Annotated in this window: 13 protein-coding genes; 2 read left to right on the forward strand and 11 right to left on the reverse strand. The window is 46.7% G+C overall.

Annotation, left to right across the window (positions count from 1 at the left end; genetic code table 11):
- Nucleotides 1-11: 11 nt before the first annotated feature.
- Genes J4760_RS09450 through J4760_RS09460 form a run of 3 tightly spaced genes read right to left on the reverse strand, consistent with a single transcriptional unit; the run spans nucleotide 12 to nucleotide 2,595 of the window.
- Nucleotides 12-497 (reverse strand): DUF456 domain-containing protein, encoded by a 486-nt coding sequence (locus J4760_RS09450; RefSeq protein ID WP_145290494.1) that lies wholly within the window; start codon nucleotides 495-497, stop codon nucleotides 12-14.
- Entirely contained in the window at nucleotides 497-1,702 is a 1,206-nt protein-coding gene (locus J4760_RS09455; protein WP_145290491.1) for an MFS transporter, read from the reverse strand. The genes J4760_RS09450 and J4760_RS09455 overlap by 1 nt, the downstream gene beginning before the upstream one ends.
- 35 nt (nucleotides 1,703-1,737) lie before the next feature.
- Nucleotides 1,738-2,595: a LysR family transcriptional regulator gene (locus J4760_RS09460; protein ID WP_145290488.1), complete on the reverse strand. Its 858-nt coding sequence runs from the start codon at nucleotides 2,593-2,595 to the stop codon at nucleotides 1,738-1,740.
- Nucleotides 2,596-2,732: 137 nt separating this feature from the next.
- On the opposite strand from J4760_RS09460, the gene J4760_RS09465 reads away from it, so the two are divergent.
- Nucleotides 2,733-3,611, forward strand: coding sequence for an SDR family oxidoreductase (locus tag J4760_RS09465; protein WP_237605525.1), 879 nt, complete (start codon nucleotides 2,733-2,735; stop codon nucleotides 3,609-3,611).
- Between the two features lie 55 nt (nucleotides 3,612-3,666).
- Here J4760_RS09465 and J4760_RS09470 read toward each other — a convergent pair whose 3' ends face one another.
- The 7 genes from J4760_RS09470 to J4760_RS09500 form a co-directional block, all read right to left on the reverse strand.
- The gene (locus tag J4760_RS09470; protein ID WP_237605526.1) at nucleotides 3,667-4,194 is read right to left on the reverse strand and encodes a ribonuclease FAU-1 family protein; all 528 of its coding nucleotides are present in this window, start codon (nucleotides 4,192-4,194) and stop codon (nucleotides 3,667-3,669) included.
- Between the two features lie 77 nt (nucleotides 4,195-4,271).
- Nucleotides 4,272-6,278 (reverse strand): ABC transporter permease, encoded by a 2,007-nt coding sequence (locus J4760_RS09475; RefSeq protein WP_237605527.1) that lies wholly within the window; start codon nucleotides 6,276-6,278, stop codon nucleotides 4,272-4,274.
- Nucleotides 6,250-7,155 carry an ABC transporter ATP-binding protein gene (locus tag J4760_RS09480; RefSeq protein ID WP_145290476.1) on the reverse strand — a complete coding sequence of 302 codons (906 nt, stop codon included), beginning with the start codon at nucleotides 7,153-7,155 and terminating at the stop codon, nucleotides 6,250-6,252. Before J4760_RS09480 ends, J4760_RS09475 begins: the two co-directional genes overlap by 29 nt.
- A complete protein-coding gene (locus J4760_RS09485; RefSeq protein ID WP_145290472.1) occupies nucleotides 7,139-7,531 on the reverse strand; it encodes a GntR family transcriptional regulator in 393 nt (130 codons plus the stop codon). Before J4760_RS09485 ends, J4760_RS09480 begins: the two co-directional genes overlap by 17 nt.
- A gap of 88 nt (nucleotides 7,532-7,619) precedes the next feature.
- Nucleotides 7,620-8,393, reverse strand: coding sequence for an SDR family NAD(P)-dependent oxidoreductase (locus J4760_RS09490; protein WP_237605528.1), 774 nt, complete (start codon nucleotides 8,391-8,393; stop codon nucleotides 7,620-7,622).
- A gap of 20 nt (nucleotides 8,394-8,413) precedes the next feature.
- On the reverse strand, nucleotides 8,414-9,133 hold the full coding sequence (locus J4760_RS09495) for a YebC/PmpR family DNA-binding transcriptional regulator (RefSeq protein ID WP_145290466.1): 720 nt from the start codon (nucleotides 9,131-9,133) through the stop codon (nucleotides 8,414-8,416).
- Between the two features lie 54 nt (nucleotides 9,134-9,187).
- Nucleotides 9,188-9,802, reverse strand: coding sequence for a Bax inhibitor-1/YccA family protein (locus tag J4760_RS09500; RefSeq protein ID WP_145290464.1), 615 nt, complete (start codon nucleotides 9,800-9,802; stop codon nucleotides 9,188-9,190).
- A 263-nt stretch (nucleotides 9,803-10,065) separates the two neighbouring features.
- On the opposite strand from J4760_RS09500, the gene J4760_RS09505 reads away from it, so the two are divergent.
- A complete protein-coding gene (locus J4760_RS09505; protein WP_237605529.1) occupies nucleotides 10,066-11,223 on the forward strand; it encodes a LysM peptidoglycan-binding domain-containing protein in 1,158 nt (385 codons plus the stop codon).
- A 56-nt stretch (nucleotides 11,224-11,279) separates the two neighbouring features.
- Here J4760_RS09505 and J4760_RS09510 read toward each other — a convergent pair whose 3' ends face one another.
- Nucleotides 11,280-12,191 carry a Rossmann-fold NAD(P)-binding domain-containing protein gene (locus J4760_RS09510; RefSeq protein WP_237605530.1) on the reverse strand — a complete coding sequence of 304 codons (912 nt, stop codon included), beginning with the start codon at nucleotides 12,189-12,191 and terminating at the stop codon, nucleotides 11,280-11,282.
- Nucleotides 12,192-12,210 lie beyond the last annotated feature (19 nt).

Raw genomic sequence — 12,210 nt, forward strand, 5'->3', positions numbered from 1 at the left:
CATTTTTAATGCTAGAAGACAAGTGCATCGAGCAGGAACCATACTACCATTACCGTAAAGACGACTGCGTCGAATACTGCACTCGAAAGGAATGCAAGAAGTGATCCGACAGATGCTCTCAGTGCCTGATTGACGTCCTTTGAATTAAGAAGCTCGACAATCAGAACAAGTACAAAGGGAACAACGATGATTCCTATTGGCGGATAGATGAACATGCCGATGAGCACACCGATGATTGCGGCGTATTCACCCCGCTTCGATCCTCCATACCTTTTGACAAAGTAGCTGTTTGCGATGAAGTCGCTGAAGAGGACCAGCACTGTCAGAACGAATACGATAATCCAGAACATCCAAGACAGGGTTTCGCCATTGATCAAGAACTGATAAACAAGAAAGCCGATCCAGAACATCAGTACCGAAGGCACGACCGGGAAAAACAGACCTGCAAATCCGATGATGAATGAAGCGATGACAATGAGCCACCAGATGATTTCCATTAGACTTCTCCTTTCCTGATTTCACTCTGAGTGAAGAAAAATAAGATGAACGCTGTAAACACGAATGCACCTGCGATGAAGAATGAATACTCCAAGCCTACAACATCACTGGCGATTCCACCAAGCAGGTTGCCCAGCAGCTGCCCGATGATCATGGCATTGGCGAATAGTGTCGAAGCATATCCCGGAAAATCGGGAAGCAGGTCCTGAAAGTAGCTGATGCCAAGACCGAGCAGTACTGCCAGGAAAATGGCCAGAGGCAACTGGCCGATAACCATCGCTGTAAAGTCATTGAATATGCCGATTGAAAGGAAGAACAGGCTGCCAAGAAACGCACCGATGATCAGCAGAGACTTCGAACTGACCTTGCCTGCGATATAGCCCATGAAAATCATGAAAGGGACTTCAAGCCCTGCACAGAGGCTTGATAGTATACCAACACCCCGCTCCTGCTCTCCCAGAAAATTCGTCACATACAGAGGCATATTCAGAAGATACATCCATTGTCCCACATGCAGCATGGTAAATGCCATAAATGGCAACAGCAGTGCCGGTGTCTTAAGAATATTGGGAGCCTTCTTTTCTTCATAGGACCTTATGTTGGCAGCACTCTGTGGAGCAACCCGCCGAGCGGGCTTTATCAGAATCGACAGTCCCAGAACAAGCATGAACATTATGACCGTCCCGGTGAAAAGCCCGTTGAAGCCATAGATCCCAATCAGCACGGAACCGATCAGCGGACCGAAAAGAAAACCGAAAGAGAACATGGATCTGAGCACTGTGTTCGCCATTACTGCCATATTGGACCTATAGGCATTGATCGATTCCCTGGCTGAAGCGTAGAGTTGCGGCATCGCTGGTGCACCGAGTGCTGCAAAGACGATATAGGATAGTGCCAAAAGCCATACATTGCCGATGATAAGATAGCTGCCAAAAGCAATGATCATCATTACCAACGCACCGATGATCAGGTACTTGCGGTCAAAGGCCAGGCTATCGCTCTTCCTGCCGATCACCGTATTCATCAGGAAGCTGCCCACTGCTGCTGTGGCCATGAATACGCCGTAGGCCGAAGTCGACATGCCGTGCGTCTCCGTCATGAAAATGACCAGAAAAGGGGCCGTCAGGGAGACGGCCATTCCAAGCAGTGCCATATTGATCAGAAATAGCCGGTAGTTCTGTATCTTGAAAAGTTCGCGCATCATGTTAATCATTCTTTCTGTATGTAGTGTTGTTATGTTCAGTTTGCATTGACGAATGTTCTGACAAGAGTCAGGAACGCCTCCACCTGTGGCAGTTCAAGTACACTTCTATCGAATGCGATATACGTATCCCTTGTAATCGGACGCCCAGCCACCATCACTTCGTCAATATTGAACCGGTCCTCGTCAAAGCCTTCCACGACTATTTCAGGCAGCACCGTCATTCCGATGCCCTCGAGCAGCAGTGCCCGGCAGGTGGCGATCTGATCGACTTTTATCTGCGCGTCATACTTGCGGCTGAAGCGGTGTTCGAAGAACTGCTCGATTTCACTGATGTACATGGGATCCGCCTGGAACTCTATGATCGGCAGTCTGGATCTATCATCATTCTCTTTTGGCGCCACGAGGTAGTGCCGGTCTACAAACAAAAGTTCATTCTGCTTGTTCAGCATCTGGTTCCCACGCACAATCGATATATGAAAGTCGTTCTGTTCCCCGATGATCTGCTGGGAAGATCCAACTTTGATCTTGATATTTACATTTGGATAGAGTTTCAGATACTGTGCCAGTATTTCCGGAAGAATCGTATGACCGATCAGAGAAGATACACCGATTGACAGATTTCCCTGTATGGAATTCTGATTGATCCGGATATACTCCTTGACCAGCGTCTCGCGTTCCACCACACTCCTGGCATGCTCGATAATTTTTTCCCCTTCACCGGTTACATACAGTTCTTTTTTTGTTCGGATGAATATTTTTACCCCCCACTCATCTTCAATGGACTTGAGACGCTGGCTGACAGCAGGCTGCGAGATGAAGAGTTTTTCAGCCGCCCGCCTTAGTGTCCGTGTTTCATCCAGAGTGACAAGAAGTTTATAATCATCGACTTTCATTATGCAACATCCTTTCATCAATAAGAAAATACTATCATAAATAAGAGGCCATACGATGGATGAATACAAATAAGTGTAAATAATTGCAGGGTTGGGTATATGGCTATTACATCTTTCCAATAGGAGGCACGATGATCATGACCGAAAAGAACAAATACGAACGTGTAGATGAAGCAGTTGAAGGATATACACAAGATCGCCAGCCAGGCATAGAAAAAGATATGGACCCAAAACCGGTATTTGAAGATGAAAACTACAAAGGCAGCGAAAAATTAAAAGATAAGGTAGCCATCATTACAGGCGGCGATTCCGGAATCGGGCGTGCCGTTGCGATCGCCTACGCAAAGGAAGGCGCCAATATTGTCATCGGCTATCTCGATGAACACGATGATGCTGAAAAAACGAAAGAGATTGCGGAGTCATACGGTGTGCATTGTGAAACATATGCATTCGATGTGAAGAAGAAGGAAGAATGTGAGAAGCTCGTCAAGTTCACCATCGATAACTTCGGCAAATTGAATGTACTCGTCAATCACGCCGGTGTCCAGTATCCGACGGATGATTTCCTTGATATTACGGAAGCGCAGATCCGGGAAACATTCGAAACGAACATCTATGGCTTCATCTTCATGGCACAGGCGGCAGTACCGCATCTGAATAAGGGGGATGCCATCATCAATACGACAAGCGTCACTGCATACAGAGGTTCACCGGAACTTATCGAGTATTCAGCGACAAACGGTGCCATCACATCATTCACCCGCTCCCTTTCAGGCAACTTGGCGGAAAAAGGCATCCGGGTCAATGGCGTCGCTCCGGGTCCAATCTACACACCGCTCATTCCGGCAACATTCAGCGCTGAGAAAGTGGAAAAGCACGGTGGCAGCACACCGATGGGTCGTCGCGGACAGCCGAGTGAACTTGCGCCAAGCTACGTCATGCTGGCAAGTAATGACTCAAGCTATATGACCGGCCAGGTCATCCATGTCAATGGCGGAGACTTCATCACAACCTAGAATTTGCAGAAACCAAAAATACGAACGACCATCATCTGGTCGTTCGTATTTTCTATTATGCAAGTGATTTTCTGCAGTATTGGACAAGCGCTTCAAAACGGCCGAAATCCATGTCGATCTCCTCGATCACTTCAGCTGCCACAGAATAGGCATAGTCGTACTGCTCTTTCGTGATATGCCCTCTCTTGATTGCCCGCTTCAGGTCCCTCTCATCCACCAGCTCATACCGTCCATCCGGGAGGACCAGTACATCCAGGTAGATATCCTTGCGGCGGGCGTTCCCGAGCTCAAGGGTATGCTCGACATTGATATCGAAGTAGTACTGCAGCACTTCACCTTTGTCATCATACATTACGGTGATGCTGTAGTTTCTTTCTTCAGGCATCACCTGCAGCCATTTATAGTGGTTATCGCACACCCGCACCCTCTCACCGAGTATCGGCACTGTCAGCGGGGAGCGCACTTTATGAATATCTATCAGTCCCACCAGTATTCTTTCGCCATTGTAATCTATGATCTTCTCTTTGTAGTCCGATTGGAGGAGACGTCTCCACCCTCGTTTATCGAGATATTTGGTTTTCATAACGTTCATCTCCTTCCCCCAATTATACAAAATTAGGGGAAAGAATGTGAAGAAATTGAAACTATCCTTCTGCCATCCTACTCGATACCAAGTATAAAATACTCATCTGCAGCTGTTGCCTGCTCCCCTGCCGTACCCATATCCTGCGCCTGCATATATTCAGGGGAATACAGAAGGATTCTATCACCGTCCGGATCCAGTTCACCATCGTCTATGCTCGCCATCACTTCATCTTTTTCTTCATCCAATGGCTGTAGATCATACATGTCGGCAAGCGCATCAAAAGGAGTTGTTTCGTAATCTCTGAAGAATTCTTCCTTCTGATCTCCAGACAGCGATATAGTATACATCTTCTGGCTGCTTTCCATGCCAAGGAAGTCCGCCAGCTCCTGGTCTTCCATCACCTTGTCGATCAGAGCAGAATTGTATATGGAAACAATCCCATTGTGGTAGGAGTTGTCCGAGTTTATTGATGCACTGATAACTGAGTTGTTCCAGCTATTAACCAGTACCGGCACCTGCGCATCAATCTGATGTGCTGCTTGCTGATAATCATTTATGAATTCAGCAATGTCGTCACGATTCTCAATAGTCGTGTTACCTTCAGTACCATATAGTTCGAGGCTGCTGATTTGGTCCGCATCCTCTATATTGTAGATCACATCATATGTTTTCGAGAATTCACCGCTGTTCAGCCTCTCCATGATGGTACCATACTGCTCGCTCTCCAGAGGAATATTGTCGTAGCTTCTATTTACATAGGAGCCATCTTTCATGCGATAGATGATTTCAAAAGATTGTGCTTCTCCATTTTCAGGGATGTTCTCTGTATCAACTGCTTCCTGATGAAGCGTGATGCCCTCGCTGATGATGGACGGATCATCGATGAACAAGTACTCTTCTTTCATTATGCTTTCGCCCCGGCCCGTCATCCATGTGCTGCTGTTCCATTGGCCGTTGATGCTGACACTCTCAACATTGCTCTCGTTGGGCACATACGAGCTGTACTGCTGCCAGCCGATGATGAATGCCACCCAGAATACGACTAGGGATATTGTGGTCACCAGCACAGATTTTCTGCTGAATTTTATTTTTGCTGTGCCCTGGAAGAACATTTCCTGGGTGATGTATGAGAAGATCGCACCAATGATGAATGCCAATACGTACACGACCGTCAAGTTCGGAAGGGCGAACGAAATGATCAGTCCGACAAGCAGCATTCCGGAAATTGTAATCAGGGAAAGTAGTATATCCCTGACCCACCCATTATTGAATGTATAGTGGACGTTTTCACTTCTGCTTCTATTGTAGTAGAGGTAGGTCAGAATGATGAATACAAGTGCAATTACAGACCAGAGTACCATCTTCCATAATACGATGCCTTCATACACTTGCTGGATGGCGAAAATCGGGAAAGTGTTGTTGACGACAATTCCCATCAGTCCGCCCTCACCTGCTGAAGGTACTGTTGTAATGCCCTCATAGAACATTTCGGCGACAGTGACCGTCAGACCCCAGAACACCAGCGGCAGGAAAAACACAATGACGACCATCTGCATATGGACAAACATGCTGTTGACGAGGAAACCGACGAATACCGAAATGGCAAAGACAACAAGTAATGCAAACGAAGTATAGAAGAACCATTCCACAATATTCATTACGGTGATATCGAATACCAGGAAATACCTTTGGAAGAAAAGAACCACTGCCGTAACCACAAGCGGAACGATGATGTTGATCACACCTGCAATCAGTGCATGGGTCAAAAGCTTCCTTCTTTTCACTGGCATGCTGTGCATGAAATCGATTGATGCTTCCTTGTTCTTGTAGCTGAACAGGAACATCACCATGAAGACGATATAGACCATGCCTCCTGCAAGCTGGAATGGGAAAGTCGTATCAAGAGGATTGTCTGACATGAATTCGATGTTGCTTATCGTCTCGTAGTTGACCGAGGCAATCCACAGGTAGAGTGGCTGGATCAGTATGTTGCCGATGAGAAACAGGACTGTCAGCCAGAATATGCCACCCATGAAGTGGGATAGTAGTGTTCTATTCAACAATGATGTTGCTGATTTCATAGCCTTTGTCCCCCATTTCATATGCGAATATTTCTTCCAACGTCAGCGGCAGTATGTCATACATGAGCGGGTCGTACTTCGTCACTTTCTCTTCAATATGGCTGATGTCGCCTTTGATGATGCATGTGATGACCCTGCCCTTCACTTCATGCTGGACGACGCCCATCTCTTTGAAGAACTGGTCCCCTGGCAGATTTTCAAAAGCGATCTGCAGTTTGCAGTGGCTGCCTTTGACTTCGTTGAGATCGCGGTGGAAGAGCTGTCTGCCTTCGTGCATGATGGATACCGAATCACACAGGTCTTCCATCTCGCGCAAGTTATGGCTCGATGCAATGACAGTCATGCCGTGATTGGCGATATCCTGCATCATGATGTTCTTGACCTGGCGCCTGATGATCGGGTCGAGTCCATCGAAAGGTTCGTCGAGCAGCATCACCTGGGGTCGCGCGGAGAAGGCCAGTATGAAGGATGCCTGCCGCTTCATTCCTTTGGAAAGCTGTGAAAGCGGCTGTTTTGCTTCCAGCCCAAAGTGTTCAGACAGCTGCTTGAAACGTTTCGTCGACCATTTGGGATACATCGACTTGTAGAAGGTGGCCATCGAACCGAGAGTTGCTCCGTTGAAAAAGTAGGGAATGTCATTAATGAAAAGGACATCATTTTTGACGGTCGGATTCTCAAATATGGATGCATCATCAAACAATACTGCACCGGCGTCCGGTTTATAGATGCCCCCGAGGGTTTTCATGAATGTCGTCTTTCCTGCGCCGTTTGATCCGAGGAGTCCATGGATTGTTCCTGGGTCGACTGTCAATGTCACTGCATCCACTGCCTTCTTCCTGCCAAAGGATTTATCAAGCTGTCTAGTCTCGAGTTTCATCTTTCTTTCTCCCTTCTTCTACTGTCTTCTGTATCAGCGCGATCAGGCGTTCTTTCGATGTGCCCAGATAAAGCAGCTCGCTGACAATTCTTTTAAAATCCTGCGTCAGCTCCTGGATCTTCAGATCATTTTCCTGCGCTTTCACTTCGCTTACGAAACTGCCTTTGCCCGGCAGGGAATAGATATATCCTTCTCTTTCCAGTTCGCGGTAGGCTTTCTGAATTGTGTTCGGGTTGATCGTCAGTTCCTGTGCAAGATTTCTGACCGAGGGAAGCTTCTCATCCGGCTTTATGACCCCTTGTATAATAAGCTGTTTGATTCTATCTATAAGCTGTTCATAAATCGGTATGCGACTTTTCAGGTCCAAATTGATCATCCGGCCACCTCCTCTGTTCTGTATTAATTACAATAATACAGTTAATACGGCACTATGGCAATAAAAAAACGCCCGAAGGCGTTATATTTTATAATGCATGTCCGGCGCCGCCGTCTATATTGATTGCGTCTCCACTGACATATGAGGCGAGGTCGGAACAGAGGAAAGTGATGACATTGGCAGCTTCCGCCGTGTCGCCGATTCTGCCGAGAGGAATGTTGTGTTTGTCGAGTCTCGCATATTCATCCCAGCCCAACTCAGGTGCTTCCTTCTTCCATTTCTTCTCTATCTGATCACTGCGTATAAGACCGATGCAGACTGTATTCACCCGGATATTGTATTTTCCGAGATCCTTGCTCATCGCCTTTGTCATCGCCATGCCTGCAGCACGTGAAACCGTGGTCGGCAGCGACGAGGCAGGGGGCGTCTTGCCAAGCACCGCTGTCAGATTCACTATGGCGCCCCCCTGCTTTTTCAGGTGCGGCAGGGCCGCATTGGACATTCTGACAGCACCCAGCAGCTTCAGGTCGAGGTCCTGCTCCCAGTCGGAGATGGATATCTCTTCAAATGATTTTGCAAACGAGCCCCCTGCGTTGTTGACCAGGATGTCGAGACGTCCATATCTGTCAATCGTCTGTTCAATGATATGTGCTGCCGATGCATCCTGCTTTACATCTGCCACAACATAATCCACTTCACCGTATTCGGAGAGTGCCTCTTTCGCTTCGATGAGCTTTTCTTCTCCTCTGGCTACAAGCATGACCTTCGCTCCGAGCTTTACCATCTGTTCCGCTGTTTTACGGCCGATGCCTTTGCTGCTGCCTGTAATTACTGCCACTTTCCCCTGATAACCGAAGTCCATATTCCATTCTCCTCCTCTATCTATGCACCGAGATTGACGTTATGGTAGACGTTCGACACGTCTTCGAGATCTTCAAGAGCATCGATCAGTTTCTCGAACTGCTCTTCTGCTTCCGCCTCGAGTGATACTTCGTTCTGTGCCACCATCGTCTGTTCTGCAACTTCATACTCTTCAACACCCATCTCATCGAGTGCCTGTTTGATTTCATGAAATGCCTGCGGTGCACCATAGACGACCGTGTAGCCGTTCTCTTCGGCAACATCTTCGATATCCACGTCTTTTTCCATCAGATCCATCATCGTGTCCTCGGGATCAAAGCCGGTGAATACAAAAACGGATTTCGCATCGAACATGTAGCTCACTGCACCGCTGACACCCATGTTCCCACCATTCTTGCCGAAAGCGGCACGGACATCGGAAGCTGTGCGGTTTACGTTGTTTGTCAGTGCATCCACGATGAGCATCGAACCTTCAGGTCCGAAGCCTTCATAGCGCAGTTCATCAAACGTCTCTTCATCGTTGCCCCGCGCCTTGTCGATGGCCTTGTCGATGATGTGCTTAGGTACAGAGTATGTTTTGGCGCGGTCAAGCACTGCTTTCAGTGCCTGGTTGCTTTCAGGATTCGGTTCGCCCTTTTTGGCGGCTACATATATTTCACGGCCGAACTTTGCATTGACCCGGCTCGTATCCTTATCCTTCTGTGCTTTTTTCTCTTTGATATTGTTCCATTTACGTCCCATTCTTCATCTTCCTTCATTACATTGGTTTATCTATAATATATCATTTTATATCATTTAGCGCCTATTGTTAACATAACGGTACAGCTGCAGCAGCCGCTTGATGATGATCAGCAGGTTGATGAACAGATTGAACCCCATCTCCCTTGGACCAAACCGCTTGTTCTTCATACGATTGAAGTCATACATCGTGTAAAGAATGTAAAGTACCAGACCGATGATCGTCAGTGCGAGTGTCAGGTAGGGCAGATTGATGAAGAAGTTGAGCAGTGAGGCAAAGATTACGATGAGCAGCGCAATGAAGAGGTACTTGCCCCAATGCGTAATATCCTTGAGCAGGAAATAGCCGATGCACCCGAAAAATATGAACACCAGGATGCCGAGCAGCACGATGCGGTAGAAGGTATCCGAACCGAAATCTGCAATGAACGACTCGAACAGACCAAAAGAAACGAGACCGATCAGTATGGCATACAGATGGCTGATGATCAGACCGGTCCGATTGAACCCCCGGACGAACAGGGAGATCATCATCAGGCCGAATAGTACAGCCGATGCAGTCGGACGCCACGCTTCAGGCAGGTACTGTCCGAAATATGTACCGATGCCGAATATCACCCAATAGTATAGAAAGTAGAGCCAGACTTTTCTGTAGTCATGCCGAGCTGCCATTCAAATGACCTCCTGATTCAAAAATAAGAATACATCTTCTATACCCCTGTCGAAGCCAATCAACCACATGGGCTCTCATATTATTACAAGACTATTCTGAATATTATTGAATTGTTTTATTTCTATTACAGTTATATTACATCGCACTATCCCATTCGATTATTTGCTAAGATATATTCTGTAATCAAATACAACTGTGTAATCAACCTACAATAATATAAAATACATACATCACACCCATAATCCAGGAGGTCACTACATTCATGAAAAAGATTATTACTGCTTTGACAGCGACAGCAGCACTCACTACATACGGTCTTGCGGATCAGGCGGAAGCTTCTTCATACAAAGTCCAGAGTGGAGATACACTTTGGAAGATTGCAAATCAGAACAGCGTATCCGTTTCCCAGCTGAAATCTTGGAACAACCTTTCTTCAGACCTTATCTACATAAACCAGAATCTGAAAACAAGCGGCAGCAGCTCCAGCAGTTCAGATTCAAGCAGTTCAAAATCGTCCAGCTCTTCAAAGTCATCCAGCAGTTCAAGCAGTGCTTCAAGTTCTGCAGGTGGAACGTATACTGTTAAATCCGGAGATACACTGAGCAAGATTGCAAGAGCAAACGGAATGAACTACAGAACACTGATGAGCATCAACAACATATCTTCACATATCATACATCCAGGTCAGAAGCTGTCACTCGGCGGAAATGCTTCCAGCAGCTCCAGCAATGCTTCTGAAAAATCCGAATCCAAGAAGGAAACTAGTGAGACTTCAAACGATTCAAGCAGTGCTTCAAACAGCTCATCAAACACTTCAACAGGCTCATACAGCGTCAAAGCGGGCGACACATTGAGCAAAATTGCAAGAGCACATGGCACTACATATAGAAATATCATGAACCTGAACAATCTGTCTTCCACAGTCATTCACCCGGGACAAAAGCTGAAGGTTTCCGGTACTGCAAGCACTTCCAGCAGCAGTTCAAATGCTTCAAGCAGTAATTCAAGTGCTTCCGAATCAAAAGAGACAGTGACACAGAATGTATCTGCGCCAGCACCAACAAACGTCTCATACGGTAAGAACTACTATACATGGGGCGAGTGCACATGGTATGTATTCGAACGTCGCCAGCAGCTTGGCAAACCTGTGGGCAATGGCTGGGGCAATGCCTACAGCTGGGATACAGGCGCGAAAAGTGATGGATACAAAGTGAACAACTCTCCATCCGTCGGCGCAATCATGCAGGCAAATGCATGGACAAACTATGCCTGGGGCATGGGTCACGTTGCAGTTGTTGAAAGAATCAATTCAAATGGTTCCATCCTCGTATCCGAAATGAACTTCGGCAGCGGACAAGGCGTCAAAGCTTTCAGAACCATCAGTGCTTCCCAAGTTTCAAGCCATAACTTCATCCACTAGTCGACATATATGAAAAAGGGAGCGAAATCTTAAAGATTTCGCTCCCTTTTTCATGTTCAATCAGTGCTTGATTGGTTATTTGATCTTGGGGCCTGGCTATTTATGATCATTTCCACCTGATAGATGCGGTTGACCAGAGCATACAGTGGTGCCTGTGTAAGCAGATAGGTGCTCCAGGATGACTTCGGCTCGAAATCGTGCAATGCCATGATGAATTCCTTGCAGCCGGGAAGTTCTCTGAATTCAAACCGTGGTGTCTTGTTCATTTCCTTCCTGGACAGACCCCCACCTTTGATTCTGTATATTTCCACACCATCATAGCTGCTTTCTGCATCATATTCGACAACCAGTGCCGGATGGTTTCTTTTTGCAAAATGAATTTTGATCAACTGCCCTTCATACTCGACATTGATCATATCAGAAAGGATGCTGTTCAGCCATTCAAAGTAGTATCTGCCTACATCCTTGATGTGCCAGCCTTCCGGAAATGGTGCTCTCTGCACACTTCTGACATTATTATAGTCGGATGCTTTATAGGACAGGTTTTTGCCGTACCTCTTGATGGGCGTCTCTGTAACTTTGACCTCTGTGCCATATGCACCAAGCACTTCGGCAGTATAGTCACTGCTGACTTCATCCCCTACAAAAATGATCTGTTCCACTTCATTGGCGTAGGAAGCACGGGCGATGTTGTCAGCCAGAAGTACATAGAGGTCGTCAAACCGTCCCTGGGTCTGCCTGTTGAGCCGCATGATGGGATCTTCGAAAAATATTACGATATCTATGCCATCCAGTGCTTTCTCAACTTCCGGCAGTATGAAAAGATCCTTTTTAAGAAAAGTGATGTCCAGATTGGTATCATCCTGGTTGGAACTTGAGAATGCGAAGAGATTATAAACATCTTTCAGCTCCCTATAGAGGTTCTGGCCGATTCTTCCGTTCACTCCCATTAATAGAACATTTTTCACTGTATCACATCCTTCATTT

Source organism: Salinicoccus sp. ID82-1 (assembly GCF_021991715.1).
GTDB classification, from domain to species: domain Bacteria; phylum Bacillota; class Bacilli; order Staphylococcales; family Salinicoccaceae; genus Salinicoccus; species Salinicoccus cyprini.